Annotated in this window: 16 protein-coding genes; 8 read left to right on the plus strand and 8 right to left on the minus strand. The window is 57.8% G+C overall.

Annotation, left to right across the window (positions count from 1 at the left end):
* The first annotated feature begins 140 nt into the window (after nt 1-140).
* On the plus strand, nt 141-803 hold the full coding sequence (locus C7H10_RS15360; protein ID WP_244178301.1) for an alpha/beta family hydrolase: 663 nt from the start codon (nt 141-143) through the stop codon (nt 801-803).
* Here C7H10_RS15360 and C7H10_RS15365 read toward each other — a convergent pair.
* Entirely contained in the window at nt 770-2647 is a 1878-nt protein-coding gene (locus tag C7H10_RS15365; protein WP_106695555.1) for a sensor domain-containing diguanylate cyclase, read from the minus strand. The genes C7H10_RS15360 and C7H10_RS15365 overlap by 34 nt on opposite strands.
* 129 nt (nt 2648-2776) lie before the next feature.
* Here C7H10_RS15365 and rlmM point away from each other — a divergent pair, with 129 nt between their 5' ends.
* Nucleotides 2777-3853, plus strand: coding sequence for a 23S rRNA (cytidine(2498)-2'-O)-methyltransferase RlmM (rlmM, locus tag C7H10_RS15370; RefSeq protein WP_106695556.1), 1077 nt, complete (start codon nt 2777-2779; stop codon nt 3851-3853).
* An 11-nt stretch (nt 3854-3864) separates the two neighbouring features.
* Here the strand turns inward: rlmM and C7H10_RS15375 are convergent, their stop codons facing one another.
* Nucleotides 3865-4158 carry an antibiotic biosynthesis monooxygenase family protein gene (locus tag C7H10_RS15375; protein ID WP_058089532.1) on the minus strand — a complete coding sequence of 98 codons (294 nt, stop codon included), beginning with the start codon at nt 4156-4158 and terminating at the stop codon, nt 3865-3867.
* Between the two features lie 82 nt (nt 4159-4240).
* Between C7H10_RS15375 and tusA the strand changes: the two genes are divergently transcribed.
* Entirely contained in the window at nt 4241-4483 is a 243-nt protein-coding gene (gene tusA, locus C7H10_RS15380) for a sulfurtransferase TusA (protein WP_106695557.1), read from the plus strand.
* 9 nt (nt 4484-4492) lie between these two features.
* Here the strand turns inward: tusA and dsbD are convergent, their stop codons facing one another.
* A complete protein-coding gene (dsbD, locus tag C7H10_RS15385) occupies nt 4493-6385 on the minus strand; it encodes a protein-disulfide reductase DsbD (RefSeq protein ID WP_106695558.1) in 1893 nt (630 codons plus the stop codon).
* Between the two features lie 132 nt (nt 6386-6517).
* Between dsbD and C7H10_RS15390 the strand changes: the two genes are divergently transcribed.
* From C7H10_RS15390 to pdxB, 3 genes are read left to right on the plus strand one after another with little or no spacing between them, the layout of a single operon-like run.
* Entirely contained in the window at nt 6518-7108 is a 591-nt protein-coding gene (locus C7H10_RS15390) for an elongation factor P hydroxylase (protein ID WP_106695559.1), read from the plus strand.
* Nucleotides 7105-8388 carry an ATP-dependent RNA helicase RhlB gene (gene rhlB / locus C7H10_RS15395; protein ID WP_106695560.1) on the plus strand — a complete coding sequence of 428 codons (1284 nt, stop codon included), beginning with the start codon at nt 7105-7107 and terminating at the stop codon, nt 8386-8388. Before C7H10_RS15390 ends, rhlB begins: the two co-directional genes overlap by 4 nt.
* Before the next feature lie 43 nt (nt 8389-8431).
* Entirely contained in the window at nt 8432-9586 is a 1155-nt protein-coding gene (gene pdxB / locus C7H10_RS15400; protein WP_106695561.1) for a 4-phosphoerythronate dehydrogenase PdxB, read from the plus strand.
* A 60-nt stretch (nt 9587-9646) separates the two neighbouring features.
* Here pdxB and htpX read toward each other — a convergent pair whose 3' ends face one another.
* The 3 genes from htpX to C7H10_RS15415 form a co-directional block, all read right to left on the minus strand.
* Nucleotides 9647-10528, minus strand: a complete 882-nt coding sequence (gene htpX, locus C7H10_RS15405; protein WP_072677521.1) for a protease HtpX — start codon at nt 10526-10528, stop codon at nt 9647-9649.
* Nucleotides 10529-10621: 93 nt separating this feature from the next.
* On the minus strand, nt 10622-11095 hold the full coding sequence (locus tag C7H10_RS15410; protein WP_106695562.1) for a hypothetical protein: 474 nt from the start codon (nt 11093-11095) through the stop codon (nt 10622-10624).
* Nucleotides 11096-11106: 11 nt separating this feature from the next.
* Nucleotides 11107-12321 carry a pyridoxal phosphate-dependent aminotransferase gene (locus tag C7H10_RS15415; protein WP_106695563.1) on the minus strand — a complete coding sequence of 405 codons (1215 nt, stop codon included), beginning with the start codon at nt 12319-12321 and terminating at the stop codon, nt 11107-11109.
* A 250-nt stretch (nt 12322-12571) separates the two neighbouring features.
* On the opposite strand from C7H10_RS15415, the gene C7H10_RS15420 reads away from it, so the two are divergent.
* Entirely contained in the window at nt 12572-13057 is a 486-nt protein-coding gene (locus tag C7H10_RS15420) for a glutathione peroxidase (RefSeq protein WP_106695564.1), read from the plus strand.
* 1 nt (nt 13058) lies between these two features.
* The gene (locus C7H10_RS15425) at nt 13059-13523 is read left to right on the plus strand and encodes a MarR family winged helix-turn-helix transcriptional regulator (RefSeq protein ID WP_106695565.1); all 465 of its coding nucleotides are present in this window, start codon (nt 13059-13061) and stop codon (nt 13521-13523) included.
* Here C7H10_RS15425 and C7H10_RS15430 read toward each other — a convergent pair.
* Together C7H10_RS15430 and C7H10_RS15435 are read right to left on the minus strand one after the other, a co-directional pair.
* A complete protein-coding gene (locus C7H10_RS15430; protein ID WP_106696020.1) occupies nt 13477-15759 on the minus strand; it encodes a hybrid sensor histidine kinase/response regulator in 2283 nt (760 codons plus the stop codon). The two genes, C7H10_RS15425 and C7H10_RS15430, sit on opposite strands and share 47 nt — an antisense overlap.
* Before the next feature lie 110 nt (nt 15760-15869).
* On the minus strand, nt 15870-16640 hold the full coding sequence (locus C7H10_RS15435) for a hypothetical protein (RefSeq protein WP_061330988.1): 771 nt from the start codon (nt 16638-16640) through the stop codon (nt 15870-15872).
* Nucleotides 16641-16654: the final 14 nt, after the last annotated feature.

Here is a 16654-nt window from a genome sequence, read left to right on the forward strand (position 1 = left end):
CAACTCCTGACATTCGTCAAATCCGCTGGAATCAGCAGTTTGGCCAACAGTTTGCAGGGCTTGAACCGCGTTACAAAAGCACCTTGAAGGTTTCTGCTCGGTTGCTAATGATACCCCCTGACAGCGAGGAGTTGAATGTTGTGAAACGGATTAAGACCAAAGGCTACGGAAAAGGGGTCAAAAGTGTCATGTTGCTGGCCCATGGGGCCGGCGCGCCCATGGACTCTCCTTTCATGGAGCATCTGTCTGAAGCTTTGGAGCGGCATGGGGTTGCAACGGTCAGGTTTGAGTTCCCGTATATGGCTCGGCGGCGGAAAGACGGCCGCAAGCGGCCACCGGACCGAATGCCTGTGTTGCTGGATTCATTCCGGGCCGAAGTGGCGCGGGTGCGAGATGAGGTGGGCGAAGATTGCCTGATTCTGGTTGGAGGCAAGTCAATGGGTGGTCGGGTGGCGTCAATGCTGGCCAGTGACAATGCTCCGGATATCTCCGGGGTTATCTGCTATGGCTACCCTTTCCATCCCCCGGGCAAGCCAGATCGGTGGCGCATTGATCATTTTTCGACCGTTGGCTGCCCGATGATGATTATCCAGGGAACCCGGGACCCTTTCGGCAAGCCGGAGGAGGTGGCGGCCCAGGGCGAGATGCCGGGGCTTTCCCGGCTGCGCTGGCTGGATGGCGGAAACCATGATTTTCAGACGCCGGCAAGACATCCCGGCAGCCAGGTAACCCTCATCGAGCAGGCGGCCAGCGAAACCGGCCGTTTTATTCAGGAGTTACTGGCGGGCTCGGAACTGCATTGAGCAAGGGTGATCGCGTCGCGGCCGGCGGCTTTGGAGGCGTAGAGGGCTTCATCGGCGCGTCGGAACAGACCGTCTGGCTGTTCTTCGATGCCCAGTTCCGCGATGCCGGCGCTAACGGTAAGGCTGATGACTGTGCCATCGGGAGCGGTAATGCGAGAGTCCCGCACCGCTTCAAGAATATCCTGGCACAATTTGGAAGCGCCGGTGGCGTCTGTACCCGGTAACAGCAGGGCAAATTCTTCACCACCAAAACGGACCGCGACATCCCGTGGTCGCTTGATCTGATCCTTCAGGCAGGTGGCTATGTGCCTGAGGCATTTGTCACCAAAATCATGGCCCCAGCTGTCGTTAATTCGCTTGAAGTGATCGGCATCAACCAGCGCCAGCGACAATGGCTGGCCGGTTCTACGGGCTTCACGGCAGAGTTCCGGTAAAAGGTTATCCATATGCCGGCGGTTGTGTAGTCCGGTCAGGGCATCGTTCAGGCTGAGGGATGCCAGTTTCCGGTTGGCCTGCTCAAGTTCCCGCATGGTATTGCGTAGTTGTGCGGTGCGCTCGTGAACCTTGAACTCCAGCTCCGTGCGTGCCTGATGTTCAATATCCAGTAACCTCTGATTCAGCAGGCGCCAGCGTTGCACCATGGCATAGTTCAGCAGGATAACCTGACCCCCGACAGCGGCCTGCATCATGACTTCGCGGGCCAGGTAGTCGCCCAGGTAGCCGAACGCTGCCAGCGCATAAGCCAGGGCACCAACCACCATGATCATCCAGGCTGCAATGTACCAGAACGCGGGCAGATAGCCCTGGCGCCAGCGGATAGTCGCAATGACCGACAGCGCGGCAATCACCACCAGTGCATGGGCTGTATTCAGCAGGATGGCTTTGGAATAGGGTAGCAGGAAGGTCAGGGTGACGAAGCCCACAGCAGACCAGACCAACCCTCGAAGCACGGATTCTGAAATCGTCCCGGCACTGACATCAAGAAAAGACCAGCCAAACAGCGCCATGGCGGCTGAGCAGATGACCAGGGTGAGCGGGATCGACAGGTTCGCCAGCTGTGCACTCTCCGGCCAGAAATACTGATTCGCGAAGCCGCCCATGGCAAACAGAAACATCGCCATGGAGCTGATATAGAAAGAGTTGTAGAAGTAGTACCGGGTACCGGAGCTGAAGAATAGCAACAGGTTAAAGACGGCCAGAATCAGCAACGCTCCGTAAAAAAGTCCGTGAATCAAGGTCAGGTGGTTGCTTTCCGCAATGACCTCTTCCGGTGTCATCAGGGCCAGGGGCACATTCAGCGCTCCGCTGCTGTGAACCCGGATGGTGATGGTTCGCCGTTCGGACGGATCCAGCGTGACCGGCAACAGGTAATAGCGGTAATCTATGCCTCGGGTGGCAAACGGCAGTGAGTCACCTGTGGCCAGCGGTGGCGCCGCCTCGGTGACAACATCCGGAGTGCCCGGCTGGTGGCTGTGCTGCCAGAAGGTGATTTCGTCCAGCAGCGGGTAGTTAAGCTTCAGATACCAGAGCGTGCGGTTGGCGCCAGGGTTATGGACGGTCAGTTGAATCCAGTACACGGCATCAGTATGGCTGAACACCAGATCATGGCCGTTGGCGGGGGTCCAGGGCATGTCGGCCGGCAATTCTGATGCGCTCTGCGCAGCGTGGGCTGGCTCGCCGGGGCGGGCGGAATGGAAGCACAGGTGATGATTAATCGCGCTCCGGGCTTCGGAGTTGGTCGCCTGTAGGACCGGGCATGGTTCCGCTGCCATGCTGTGACCGGGCATAATGCTGGCAAAGGCCAGCATGCCAAGCATCAGCAGGGCGCAGAATCTAGGCGTCATCACCGGAATCCCATGTCGAATGAAGGCGGAAGTGTAGCCAGCGTAAACAAATCCTGCTGTTAAACAGGTTCAAGTTTCTTGTTTGTCAGGGTGTCAGATTCCTGACAATTTTGAATGAAAAGGTGATAGATGCAACAGGTTATGCTGGTGTGCCGCCCGGGATTCGAAGCCGAGGCGGGCCAGGAAGTGACGGATCAGGCAGCCCTTAAAGGCGTGTTTGGTTACTTTCAGCCGGTCAGGAATAGCGGGCTGGTTCGGTTTACCATTGGCAGTGAGGAAAGCCCGGAGGAGCTGATGGGCCGCCTGCCGTTGGACGAACTGGTATTTGTCCGGGACTGGTTCGTTATCCTGGGCGATTGCGCGTTGCCAGTCCAGGATCGGGTTGGGGCCGTGGTCGGTTTTCTGCGAGATCAGGATTGGAATGGCACTGGCTGTGCACGGGTAGAGGTGCGTTTACCGGAGAACAACGAGGACCGGGACCTGGGCAACTTTTCCCGAAAATGGGTAGCGCCGTTATCCAAGGGCCTGCGGGGCGCGGGATTGCTTCAGGAAACGGCGGATGCAAAAACCAGAGCACGGCTGGAAATACTGCTGGCAGACTTTGGCACGGCTGTGATTGGGTACAGCCTCGCTGGTAACCGGTCGCCGTTCCCAGGGGGCGTGCCGCGGCTCAGATTGCCCGCCTCGGCCCCCAGCCGCTCCGCGCTCAAACTCGAGGAAGCCTGGAAGGTATTCCTGCCGGAGGATCGCTGGCTCGACTACCTGGGTGGTGGCAGGAAAGCCGTCGATCTGGGAGCCGCGCCAGGTGGCTGGACCTGGCAACTGGTGAATCAGGGTATGATGGTGACGGCTGTTGATAATGGTCCGATGAATCCGGACCTGATGGCCAGCGGGCATGTTGAGCACATTGAGGCGGATGGCTATGCCTGGCGCCCGAAGCGGGCGGTCGACTGGATGGTTTGCGACATCGTCGATAAGCCGCGCCGCACAGCCCGGATGGCAGTGGACTGGCTGGCAGACAGGCTTTGCCGTTACACGGTATTCAACCTGAAGTTACCGATGAAGAAGCGCTACGACGAATGGCTGGTATGCCAGGACATCCTGGTGCGTGGTCTTGAGGAGGCGGGCCTGACTTGCCATGTACGGGCCCGCCACCTTTATCATGATCGAGAGGAAATCACCTGTTTTATCGAGCGCCTGGACTAAGCCGGAGTGGCTCAGGGCATAGGGCTTTGTTCAAGAACCGTGATGATTTCATCGCGGTCCATCATGGGCACCAGTTCTGCCATCAGCTCGCGCCGTTCCCGGGAATGGTACCAGCGATCCCAATCAGCTTCGGAGCGCCAGTTGGCAAGGGTGATACGGTGGTTCGGGTCATGGCTGTCGACCAGCGTCTCACCTGAAATAAAACCGGGTGTACTGACGGCCTGCTGCAGTACCAAGCGTGAACGTTCTTCGTAGGCGGTTTCCAGAGACTCTGCGATGTGTCGTTCAATCAAAACCCGAATCATGCAATTGGTCCTTTATTTTCGTTGCTGTAAACAATAATTTAGCACTGGATTCTGAAAATCACGAGAACTGGAGGTGGCTGTTGTGACAACCCTGGAGTTTCAAGCCGAGCTGGACGCTCGAGGGCTGTTCTGCCCGGAACCGGTAATGATGCTGCACAACCGGATTAACGATATTGGCGTGGGGGAAGTGTTGCGCGTTGTGGCGACCGATCCTTCAACAACCCGGGATATCCCCCGTTTTTGCCAGTTCCTGGGCCATGATCTGCTGAGTCAACAGGAGTTGAAAGGGGAATTCCATTTCCTGATTCGCCGCTGTGAAAGCTGAGCAGACCGCTCAGCTTTCCTGGGCCACCTTGCCAAGATGGTCAAGGAACTGCCTGCGGTTCATTTCCCCGAGCACCCGTGCTTCCTGTAGTTCCTCGCCGTTGGTTCGATAGAACAGGATGGCCGGCGGACCAAACAATCCGAGTTCATCCAGCAGGGCCTGTTGGTCACGGGTGTTGTCGGTCATGTCGATCTGCAACAGGGTGTAGGGTGCTAGCGCCTGGATTACGTCCTGGTCGCTGAATACGTTTCGCTCCATGACTTTACACGACACGCACCAATCCGCGTAGAAGTCGAGTACGACAGGTTGCTGGTTGGCGCGGGCATCGGCCAGCATCGCTCGAATCTGTTGTGGGTCCTTGACGCGCTGGAAGTCTGCATGGCTGGCGCCGCCCTGAACCTGGCCGGCAGATGCGGTAAACGGTGCCAGCGGCCGCAGTGGATCATTGGCGCCGCTGAAAGCCCCTGCCAGGAGCGCCAGTCCATAGGCGAACATCACCAGGCCCAGGCCCTTGCGTGTGCGTTCCCAGCCAGCCCTGGCCGCATCAAAAGCGCCCAATTGAACGCCTGTGATGGCGACCAGTAGCCCCCACATGGTCAGGCCGGCCCAGGCTGGCACCATCCGCTCGATAAGCCAGATGGCAACGGCAAGCAGCATGACGCCGTAAAAATGTTTGACGGTTGTCATCCAGTGGCCTGAGGTAGGCAGAAGTTTGCGACCGCCGACGGCCACAAGAATCAGTGGAACACCCATGCCAAGCCCGAGTGCAAGCAGGGCAACGCCACCGATGACGGCGTCCTGGGTGGTTGAAATGTAAAGCAGGCTGCCGGCCAGAGGCGCAGAGACGCAGGGCGACACTATGAGTGCCGACAATGAGCCAATGCCGAAGATACTGATCACCCGGGTGCCGGTCAGCTTCTGGCTGGCATCGTTCAGCGGCTCGCGGATAAATCTGGGTAGCTGAATCTCAAACAGGTCAAACATCGCCAGGGCAAACACCACAAACAACGCCGCGAAGACACCGAGCACCAGGGGTGACTGGAGTTGTGCCTGCAGGTTGAAACTGGCGCCCAGCAAGCCGGTAATCACGCCAGCGGCGGCGTAGGTGAGCGCCATGCCCAACACATAACTGCCGGACAGTAACAGTGCGTGGCCGGTTGTGCGGGTGTTGTGGCCGGAGACCATAGTGGAAATAATCGGCACCATGGGCAATACGCACGGGGTGAACGTCAGCCCCAGCCCCAGCAGGAAGAAGACCCCGGCGATCATCCAGATAGACTGGCTGGACAGTAATCCGGCCAGGCCGGTTGCCGATGAGGTGTTATCGGCCGTGTTGAATGCGCTGCCGCCGGAGCCGCCGCTGTCTGCCGACGTGGATAAACTGCCCTGGTTGCCGTTCTTGCCGGGATAGTAGAGAACGTCCCGCGTCTGCGGTGGATAACACAGACCCGCCTCTGCGCAGCCCTGGTAGGTCACCTGCAGTTCCGCTTCCTGTATACCCTCAGGAAGGATGACCGGCACCCGGGCCTCGACCGGATCGAAGAACACCATCATCTCGCCGAAGTATTCGTCTTCGGTCAGGGTCCCGGGCAGTGAGAACTCGGGCTCGCCAATGCTGACGCCATCAGTGACCGGGGTAATCTGTATACGGCTTTTGTAGAGATAGTGTTCCGGGGCAATATTCCAGGACAGGACAACGCTGTCGCCTTCCGTGCTGTGGTTGAAGGGCAGCGCCTCGTCTACAGGCAGGAAGCCATTGTTGCCGCCGCCAAACAGGGAGCTTCCTGAGTTGCCAAAGGCCAGGGCGGAGGCCGGAAGCAGGGCAAATAGCAGTGCCAGTAAGGCCACGAGCTGGGTGACCGGTTGACGCAATCGTTGTTGGGAGTCCGGAATAGCTGTCATGAATCCTTCGTTATCCTGGGTGTTTCCAGTAGGGGCGGTATCACGGCCCGTTGCCTTGCTGCCAATGACATCATCGCCGTGGCAAAGTTCCCTCTGGTATTGCCTGCATTAAAGTCGCACAATAGCCAACCGATGAATCACAATCCAGACGATCTTATCATGCTGTTCAACGACCTGTTCCGGGAATCCTTCCGGACCATTCTGGTCAGGGGCAGTGACGAACCGGAGTACCTGCCTGCCAGCGAGCCAGACGGACTTGCCCGGGTAGTGTTTGCCCACGGTTTTTTTGCCAGTGCCCTCCACGAAATTGCCCATTGGTGTATAGCCGGTGAGCATCGGCGCACATTGCACGATTACGGATACTGGTATTGTCCGGATGGGCGTAGCCTGGAACAGCAGCAGGCGTTCGAACAGGTGGAGGTAAAACCCCAGGCCATTGAATGGCTGTTTTCCCTGGCAGCTGGCACCCGCTTTCATATCAGCGTTGATAACCTTGCCGGCAGTGGCGCGGCCGATGAGCCGGCTTTCCGCGATAACGTTTGTGGGCAGGCTTCCCGATATCTGGCCTGCGGCCTGCCATCCAGAGCCCAGCAATTTTTCGATACACTCAAGTCTTTCTACGGGACGGCCGACAGAATCCAGCATTGCTGGCATCAGGACAAGCGCCGCGTGGCGCCCACGGCTCCCGAATACGACCACTCAAGGATATTAGAGCCTTTATGACATCTGACCCAAAACATACCGGCGATTTGCGTTTCAGCGATCTGAATCTCGACAAGCGCCTGCTGGATGCCATCAGTAAAATCGGATTCGAATACTGCACCCCCATTCAGGCCGAAACCCTGCCCTGGACCCTGGCTTGCGAAGACCTGATCGGCCAGGCCCAGACCGGTACCGGTAAAACAGCAGCCTTCCTGATTACCGCGATACAGACTCTGCTTGAAACACCGGTGGATGAAAAAGACCGTTTTGCCTCTGAGCCCAGAGTGCTTGCCCTGGCTCCAACCCGTGAACTGGCGATGCAGATTGCCAAGGACGCAGAGCAACTGTGCCAGTACACCGGCCACAATGTGGTTACCGTGGTGGGCGGTATGAACTACGACAAGCAGCGTGAGCAGTTGCAGAACGAGATTGTCGACATTCTGGTGGCAACTCCGGGCCGGCTGATCGACTTCCTGGGCTCCCAAGACGTGTTTCTGGACCAGATCGACATCCTGATCCTGGATGAAGCAGACCGTATGCTGGATATGGGCTTCATCCCGGATGTCAAACGTATCATCCGCAAGTGCACCAGCAAAGAAGATCGCCAAACCCTGCTGTTCAGCGCCACCTTCAACCAGGACGTTCTGAACCTGGCGTCCATGTGGACCCAAAATGCAGAGTTCGTGGAGATCGAGCCGGAGCAGAAAACCGCCGAACGGGTAGAGCAGACCGTGTATCTGGTGTCTGACGACGACAAACTGCCTGTGCTGGTGAACTACCTCAAACGTCCGGAGGTTGAGAAGGCCATTGTGTTTGCCAATCGTCGTGACCAGTGCCGGGATCTTGAGGAGGATCTGAAGAATCAGGGCGTGAAAGTGTCCCTGATGTCTGGTGAGATCGCCCAGAACAAACGGTTGAAAACCCTGGACCAGTTCAAAAAGGGGCAGATCCAGGTGCTGGTTGCCACCGATGTGGCGGGCCGGGGCATTCACGTTAATGGTGTGACCCATGTCTTCAACTACAACCTGCCTGAGAACGCCGAAGATTACGTACACCGGATTGGCCGTACCGGGCGCGCAGGCAAGACCGGTGTTTCCGTCAGCTTTGCCGGAGAAGACGACTCTTTTGCCTTACCCGAGATCGAGAAGTACATCAGCCAGAAGCTGAAAACCGCGGTGCCAGACGAAGACTTGATGGCCACCATGGATAACCCGCCGATCACTCGCAAGCGCGGTGGGCGCCGCCCCCAGAGCGGCCGCGGGCCGGTAGGGCGCGGCGGTTCGCGGCCCCGGCGCAACTGAGTCGCGTTGGTACAGGGCGATTTAGGGTAATGGAGACCAGGTTATGCTGATCGTTGCGGACGAGAACATTCCTTTACTGGACGCGTTCTTCGGTGATATTGGAGAAATACGCCGGGTTACAGGGCGAACGCTGAGTCGTGAGCAGGTGCAGGATGCGGATATCCTGCTGGTGCGTTCGGTGACCCGCGTTAACCGTGAGTTGCTGGAAGGAAGCCGGGTTCGTTTTGTGGGCACTGCGACCATTGGCACAGACCATATTGACCTGGAGTGGTTGCAGGCGCAGGGCATCGGCTTTGCCGCCGCCCCAGGATGCAACGCCAGCAGTGTGGCCGAATATGTGTTGTCGGTAGTATCGCTGTTTGCTGAACGACGGGGGCTGGACGATTGGACATCCCTGACGGTTGGTATCGTTGGCGTTGGTAATGTCGGTGGCCAGTTGGCTCAATGCCTGGAACGCCTTGGTTTTGAGGTACGCCTGTGTGACCCGCCGAGGCAAGAACGGGAACCGGGGGCTGAGCCGCCTTTTGTCAGTCTGGCTGAGGCGCTGGAGTGTGACGTGGTTACCCTGCATACGCCATTAACCCGCCATCAGCCCCACGCCACCTGGCACATGGTGTCTGACTCGGAGCTGGCGTTGATCGGCGCCGATCAACTGCTGATCAACGGTGGTAGGGGAGAAGTTGTTGATTCCGAGGCCTTGATGCGCAGCCTGGAACAGGCTGATGCACCGCTGGTGGCCCTGGATGTCTGGGAGCATGAGCCTGGGATACTTCCCGATCTTGTGGACAAGGTATGGCTCGCGACGCCCCATATTGCCGGGTACAGCCTGGAAGGCAAGATGCAGGGCACGGAAATGGTTTATCGGGCGCTGTGTCAGTTCCTGGGCCTGCCCATACGCAAGAAAGCAGGCCAGTTTTTACCTGAACCAGCGGTCAGCAAAGTCTCGTTTACCAGTTCAGCCGAGGAAGATGAGGCCATTCGTACGGCACTGCGGGTCTGTTATGACCCAAGGCGGGATGATGCCAGGCTGAGACTGGCCATGCGGGGAAATCCGGAGCAACGGGCGGTGGCGTTTGACCGCCTGCGCCGGGACTATCCGGTGCGCCGGGAGTGTTCCAGCCTGAAGGTTCAGCTCAAAGGGACCAGTAAATCGCTCCAGGACGGGTTCCGTGCGCTGGGCTGTAAACTCAAGATCTGACCAAGATTTGCCTGGTTCGCACGCAAAGGGGGCGCAGACAGCGCCCCCTTTTGTTTTCTGTCACACCCTGGCGTTCTGCAGGGCCGCGATGCGATCTTCCAGTGGTGGGTGAGTCATGAACAAGGCTGCCAGGCCGGCCCGGGCGCCGCGGTTAATACCGAAGGCCTGGAGGGTGTCGGGCATTTGATCCGGCACTTCACTTTCCTGCTTCAGGCGAGCCAGCGCGCTGATCATCGCTCCGGTACCGGCAAGCTGAGCGCCTGCGATGTCAGCCCGGAATTCCCGGCGACGGGAGAACCAGAACACGATGGTGCTGGCCAGTATGCCAAGGACAATTTCGGCCGCGATGCTGACCACGAAAAAGCCAATGCCATGGCCGTTCTCGTTCTTGAACACCACCCGGTCTACGAAGGAGCCGATGACCCGGGACGCGAAAATCACAAAGGTGTTCACCACACCCTGAATCAGCGCAAGCGTGACCATATCACCATTGGCCACATGACCAATCTCATGGCCCAGTACAGCCCGGATTTCATCCTTGTTGAAGCGGTGCAGCAGCCCCTCACTGACGGCCACCAGCGAGTCATTCTTGTTCCAGCCGGTGGCAAAAGCATTGGACTGGGAGGCGGGGAAAATAGCCACCTCGGGCATGCCAATGCCCGCTTTCTTTGACAGCTCTGCCACGGTGTCCACCAGCCAGCGCTCGGCTGGGGTTCTGGGCGAGTCAATAACCCGGGCCTTGGTACTCCACTTGGCCATGGGTTTGGAAATCAGCAGCGAGACGATGGCACCCGCAAAGCCGAATACGGCCGCAAACGCCAAGAGCGAACCGTAATTGATGCCCTGTTGGGCCAGGTAGCTGTCAACGCCCAGCAGGCGCAAGGTAAAACTTGCGACCAGGATGACGGCCAGGTTGGTGGCCAGAAACAACAAAATCCGCATAGTCTATTCCCGTATTAACGTTCCCTGAAAGTGGTTGCCTTTCTGACCGATATATGTGGTCCGGGTTCACTCCTTCAAGAGCCTTACCTGGATTTAATGCAAGCGCCCTGCACCAGTCTCATTGAAGAAGGAGGACTGAACGGCCAGGCTGATACGGCTGGAACTGCCACTCTTTAGGGCCGACCTCAGCAGGTGGATATAGGTTGAAAGGTCCTTTTGTACGGAAGGCGGCAGTTCCGCTTCAGTGCTGGAGGCGTTCAACTCACGTACCAACGCCTGGGGAGCCGGGGCGCTGAGGCGTATAAAGGCTTCGCGGGTCAGTACCGCCTGGTCCAGCGCTTCCTGCCGAATCGTGTCAACGTAGCGCAGCAAGCCCTCTTCCGAGAGCCACAGCAGCGCTCCGAAGCAGGCCATGTGCCGTTTGCTGTGCAGGCCGAATTCATCCGGCTCATCCGGCCCGGCGATGTCCTCCACGAACAGGTTGATCCGTCTCGGGAAGGCAGCATAAAGCTGGATCAGCGCAATAGCGACGTCCTTGTAAAACTCCTCGACATGTATGTCAGCCATAGCAGCTCCGGTTACTGGCGGTAATGCTCCAGGAAGTTGCCCAGACGACCCATGGCGTCTGCCAGTGTATCTTCCCGAGGTAGGAAAACGACACGCAGATGCTGTTTGTCATCAATGTTGAAGGCGGAGCCCTGAACCAGCAGGATTTTCTCCTGCAGCAGCAGGTCGAGCACCAGCTTTTCATCGTTGACCACCGGGAAGTGCTTCGGGTCCAGTCTCGGGAACAGGTACAGTGCACCCTGGGGTTTGACACAGCTAACGCCAGGAATGTCGTTGAGCATTCGCCAGGCAGTTTCCCGCTGTTCATAAAGCCGGCCGCCAGGTGCTACCAGATCGTTGATGGATTGGTAGCCACCCAGAGACGTCTGGATGGCTAGCTGTGCCGGTACGTTGGCGCACAGGCGCATGTTGGAGAGCATCTCAATGCCCTCGATCAGGTCCCGGGCGCGGTGTTTGGCGCCACTGATGATCATCCAGCCCGATCGGTAGCCGGCTGCCCGGTAGTTCTTCGACAGCCCGTTGTAGGTAAAGAACAGCACGTCGTCAGCCAGTGAGGCAATGGAAGTGTGCTGGGTACCGTCATACAGGATCTTGTCATAGATCTCGTCCGACAGGATGATCAGGTTATGCTGCCGGGCCAGCTCGATGACCTGCTGCAACAGCTCTTCCGAATAAACCGCACCGGTGGGGTTATTGGGGTTGATCAGCACAATGGCCCGGGTGCGACGGGTGATCTTTTTCTTGATGTCATCAATGTCCGGGAACCAGCCCTGTTGCTCATCGCACCGGTAGTGCACCGGCTTGCCGCTGGAGAGGGTCACAGCGGCGGTCCAGAGCGGGTAATCCGGCGCCGGAATCAGCACTTCATCGCCGGTGTTCAGCAGTGCCTGCATGGACATGACGATCAGCTCGCTAACGCCGTTGCCCAGGAAAATGTCGTCGATGTCGACCTTGGCAATGCCCCGTTGCTGGCAGTAATGCATCACGGCCTTACGGGCAGAGAACAGCCCCTTGGACTCCACGTATCCCTGGGCCTGATGCATGTTGTAGATGACGTCTTGCTGGATTTCTTCCGGCACGTCCAGCTCAAACGCCGCCGGGTTGCCAATGTTGAGCTTGAGGACGCGGTGGCCCTCTTCTTCAAGACGACGCGCCTCACGCAGAACCACGCCACGAATTTCATAACACACATTATCGAGCTTGGCGGATTTGAAATAGTTCTGCATGGGTCGCTGGCGTCCTTAACAAACAGTCTGAAAGAGGTTCCGGTAAACGGAAGCATCCTATTCTAGCGGAGGGGAGCCCCGGGGCAACAGGGGCAAATGTGTTGAATTGTGGGCAAATACGGATAGTTTGCGGCGGTTTTTGAAAGTGAACTCTGGATCACTGGCCCGTTAAGACTTTTTTGAGTGTGGCTTTGCAAAATTATATTGTGCACAATATAAAATCATGCAAATCATCGACAGGAGTAAACGTATGTCTGGCGAATCCATTTACGATTTCAGTGTTCGTGACATTAAGGGCAATGAAGCCTCCATGGCGGATTACAAGGGAAAGGTCTTGCTGATTGTGAACACCGCGTCAAAGTGTGGCTTCACACCTCAATTTGAGGGCTTGCAAGCGCTGCATGAGGAACTCGGTGACCAGGGATTCGAGGTATTGGGCTTTCCCTGTAACCAGTTTATGAATCAGGATCCGGCAAACGATGATGCCATCAGTCAGTTCTGCTCCCTGAACTATGGTGTCAGCTTTCCGATGTTTGCCAAGGTTGACGTGAACGGGGATGGCGCGCATCCGCTGTTCCAGTTTTTGAAGAGGGAAGCCAAGGGCCTGATGGGGTCGGAGAAGGTGAAGTGGAATTTTACCAAGTTTCTGGTCAACCGCGACGGGCAGGTTATCCGCCGTTACGCACCCACAGCTAAACCCGCTGACATTCGTTCCGATATCGAGAAGCTGCTCTGACATGAACGGTGATGATCAGATGCTGGCGCTTGATAACCAGATCTGCTTTGCCCTCTATGCCCTCAATCGGGCCGTTACAGCGCGGTATCGACCTGTGCTGGCTGAGCTGGGGCTGACCTATCCGCAGTATCTGGTGATGCTGGCGCTCTGGGAGCATGGCCCGGGAGGAGAGGCCGCCCGGGTATCGGATATAGGGGCCCGGCTGCGCTTGGATAGTGGCACTCTAACGCCGCTTTTGAAGCGGCTGGAAGAGCGTGGTCTGCTCACCCGGCGCCGGCAGGCAAGTGATGAGCGGGTCGTTCGGTTGAGTTTAACGGAAGCCGGCTGGCGATTGCGGGAACAGGCTCGCGAGGTACCCATGCAGTTGGTGTGCGGCCTTGATGTAGCGCCAGAGCGGTTGGTCACCCTGCGGCAGGAGCTCAGGAGTCTGCTTGAGGTTCTGGAGCGCTCGGGGCCCAGCGATTGATAACGGCCCTGAGCTCCTCACGCTTATAGGGTTTGGTGATGTAATCGTTCATTCCGGCTTCCAGGCAATCCTCCCGATCACCCTGCATAACATTGGCGGTCACCGCAATAATCGGCAAGTTTTGCCATTCCGGGTTGCGCCTGATGGCCCGGGTTGCCTCGTAACCGTCCATAACGGGCATCTGGCAATCCATAAGAACCAGGTCGTAACGGCGCTTTTGCAACGCCTCCAATGCCCTCTGGCCGTTCTCTGCATGGTCTACCCGATGGCCCAGCTTTTTCAGCAGGCTGCTGGCGACCAGCTGATTGACCTGATTATCCTCGACCAGCAGCAGGGTGAGTTGGTTCTCGGTTCTCGCAGCCCTGGTTGATTGATCCAGCGGTTCTGAACTGCCGCTGTCCGGCAATCCTGCGGCGGCGCACAGGCAGTGGTAGAGTTCAGTGCGTCTGAGCGGCAGCGGCAGAATAAACTGACCGGGACGCCCGGAACTGATTGAGCCAGTGCTGTCTGCCAGGATAACGCCCATTCCCTGCCAGTCATCGGCAAAGGCCTTGCACTCTTCGTCGCCTGGCTCTGCGGCCACCAGCAAGATGCCCTTTGGATGACGGCTGGCGCTTCTGACCGGGATAGCCCAGGCTCGCAGTTGTGATTCAATCGCCAGCCGGTGCGGGTGATCCTGCGGTATGGCCATGGCAACACCTGTTTCGCAAAGCCGGGTGGCAGCGGCTTCTGGCAGTGTCGGGTGTGCGGGTTCATGCACCGGCAGGGGCAGGGTGACGGTGAAATGAGTACCGGCGCCCTCACTGGAATCCACCAATATCTGCCCGTGCATACGTTCCACCAGCTGGCGGCACAGCGTCAGGCCAAGACCGGTGCCGCCGTACAGCCGGGTGGTGTCGGTGTCGGCCTGCGAAAACGGTGAGAAGATCCGGTGCAAGCCTTCTTTGGACATGCCTATGCCGCTATCGATAACCTCCATGCGAAGACTTCCACCGGAGTATGTGGTGCGCACCCTGACATGGCCATCGTCGGTAAACTTGACCGCGTTACTGAGCAGATTATTGAGGATCTGGCGCGTGCGCGTCGGGTCGCCCAGAAACTGCTCGGGTAGCATAGGGTCGGTTTCATTGACCAGATTGATGTGTTTGCGGCGAGCCTGTTGGGCGTGAAGAGTTGAGCATTCCTCTACCAGGTCGCGAACGCTGAACGGAATATTCTCGAGATTGAGTTTTCCGGCTTCGACCTTGGAGATGTCAAGAATGTCATTGAGCAGGCCAAGCAGGCTTTCACCGGCGTTCAGGGCAATCTCCAGGCGGTTTCTCTGGCCAGCGTCCTGTTCACTTTCCAGCGCCAGCCCGAGCATTCCCAGCACCCCGTTCAGGGGGGTGCGGATCTCATGGCTCATGCTGGCCAGAAAGTTGGCTCGTGCCCGAGCCCGTCGCACCGCGTCTTCCTTGGCACGAACCAACGCCCGATTACCCCGTTGCAAGGCCTGATTCTTTTCCGAAATTTCCCGTGTTCGATCTTCAACTTCCTGCTCCAGCTGGCTGGAGTAGTTTTTCATGGCGCTTTCGGCTGCCCTCAACTGGGCCACGCTGCCTTCCATGTGTTCAAGGTGCTGGTTGATGATGCCAACCATGGTGCCGATTTCATCAAAACGATGGTTGGCAGGCACGGGCAGCCGGACTTTTTCCGGGGTGCTGGCCCTGACCCGACTCAATGCTTCAATCACGTTGAGCATGGGGCGGGTCAGCACGAAATAGAAAATGCCAAGCAGCGCAACTGACAGCACCAGGCTCTTGAACAGCCCGATGACGAATGTGTTGACTGCCCGCTGCAGGAACTGCCAGCCGTAGTGCCAGGTATCGATGGTGACAACCAGATGGCCCAATGGCAGGTCCTGTAACTGGGGTACCTGGAGTTCTGTGCTGAAGACACTGCTGGAACCGAACAGCAGGTCGCTGGTCCAGCGGTATCGGGAGATCGGGCTGCTCTGGCTGGCGGCCGACATGGTCTGGCCATCACTGTCCACAATCCGCGCGTCTATGGTCGCCGGGTGGCGTAACAGGCCATCCAGCAGTTCCTCGGCCAGCCTCACGTCAATGTTGTAGGCAATCTGGGACGCCGGACTGTTGCTGATCTCGATCAGCGCCCGGATGTCCTGTTCCATGGCGTCTTTCGCCGAGAAATAATCAAGGGTGATCTGAATCAGGTTCAGAATCAGGCCAAGAGCCATGGCCACCAGTACGGTGTCGCGGGTCAGGCGGTAGGAAAGTCTGTGCCGGAAGCTCTTTAACACGGTGAATGGTCGTCCCTGTGGCTGGTCAATGGGGTAAAGCGTGTTCCTCAGTCGTCGTAATCAGCCTTTTTCTTCCAGGTGCCATCATCCTGCAAGAAGTTATCCCATTCCCGGTCGAGCTTTGAGTGGCTCTCGGTTTGTGTGGTGCCGTCGGCCATGCTGGCTTCAAGCTCCTTGATGCGTGTTCTGAAGCTCTTGACGGCTTTCATGGCCAGCGGATTATCTTTGGATTTACCCATTTCCGTGCTGGCCAGGTGGTACGCATGGATAGCCTTGCGGATCTGGTTCTGCCGGATATGGTCCCGGGCCTGGAAAACGTGCAGGTCGGCGTGGGTCTTGTGCACCAGAAACAGCACATGCTTCAGGTGCTTTTTGGCGCTGGCGGTGTCGAGCCGGCCGGCTTTGTGCATGGCCTCAATCATTTTGAACAGGCTTTGAAGCAGTTCTTTGACGTAGGTTGCTTTCTCCGGGGAGTCGATTCTGACCGATGCCCGGTTATCATTGTTCTCCAGTACCTGTTTCCTGGTCTGTTTGATGGTGTCGAGCCATTCGCTGACCGGTTGCTCGGACTTAAGCGCGACCAGATCGTGACAGGATTCCTCCATGCGCTTGAGCAGCAGCAGCTTGAGGTCGGGAGACAGGTACTGGGCCGGAATCTCCGAGAACAGGCGGTAGGCGCGATTGTATTCGTCTTCCCGGGCGGTCATCTTGCGAACCCGCTCAATCCGCGCCTTTTCACGCATCTGACTGATAACGATAATGACCAGTGAGACGGTGACGATCGCCGCGAGCAGCAGCACAATGGTGGTGGTATCCATGGTGTCGGTAATGG

This window comes from Marinobacter shengliensis (assembly GCF_003007715.1).
GTDB classification, from domain to species: domain Bacteria; phylum Pseudomonadota; class Gammaproteobacteria; order Pseudomonadales; family Oleiphilaceae; genus Marinobacter; species Marinobacter shengliensis.

Bases quoted from the DNA above. Each gene is read 5' to 3' on its own strand.
- C7H10_RS15365 (WP_106695555.1), bottom strand. From the start codon at position 2,647: ATGACGCCTAGATTCTGCGCCCTGCTGATGCTTGGCATGCTGGCCTTT.
- rlmM (WP_106695556.1), top strand. From the start codon at position 2,777: ATGCAACAGGTTATGCTGGTGTGCCGCCCGGGATTCGAAGCCGAGGCG.
- C7H10_RS15375 (WP_058089532.1), bottom strand. From the start codon at position 4,158: ATGATTCGGGTTTTGATTGAACGACACATCGCAGAGTCTCTGGAAACC.
- dsbD (WP_106695558.1), bottom strand. From the start codon at position 6,385: ATGACAGCTATTCCGGACTCCCAACAACGATTGCGTCAACCGGTCACC.
- C7H10_RS15390 (WP_106695559.1), top strand. From the start codon at position 6,518: ATGAATCACAATCCAGACGATCTTATCATGCTGTTCAACGACCTGTTC.
- rhlB (WP_106695560.1), top strand. From the start codon at position 7,105: ATGACATCTGACCCAAAACATACCGGCGATTTGCGTTTCAGCGATCTG.
- pdxB (WP_106695561.1), top strand. From the start codon at position 8,432: ATGCTGATCGTTGCGGACGAGAACATTCCTTTACTGGACGCGTTCTTC.
- htpX (WP_072677521.1), bottom strand. From the start codon at position 10,528: ATGCGGATTTTGTTGTTTCTGGCCACCAACCTGGCCGTCATCCTGGTC.
- C7H10_RS15410 (WP_106695562.1), bottom strand. From the start codon at position 11,095: ATGGCTGACATACATGTCGAGGAGTTTTACAAGGACGTCGCTATTGCG.
- C7H10_RS15415 (WP_106695563.1), bottom strand. From the start codon at position 12,321: ATGCAGAACTATTTCAAATCCGCCAAGCTCGATAATGTGTGTTATGAA.
- C7H10_RS15420 (WP_106695564.1), top strand. From the start codon at position 12,572: ATGTCTGGCGAATCCATTTACGATTTCAGTGTTCGTGACATTAAGGGC.
- C7H10_RS15425 (WP_106695565.1), top strand. From the start codon at position 13,059: ATGAACGGTGATGATCAGATGCTGGCGCTTGATAACCAGATCTGCTTT.
- C7H10_RS15430 (WP_106696020.1), bottom strand. From the start codon at position 15,759: ATGGCTCTTGGCCTGATTCTGAACCTGATTCAGATCACCCTTGATTAT.
- C7H10_RS15435 (WP_061330988.1), bottom strand. From the start codon at position 16,640: ATGGATACCACCACCATTGTGCTGCTGCTCGCGGCGATCGTCACCGTC.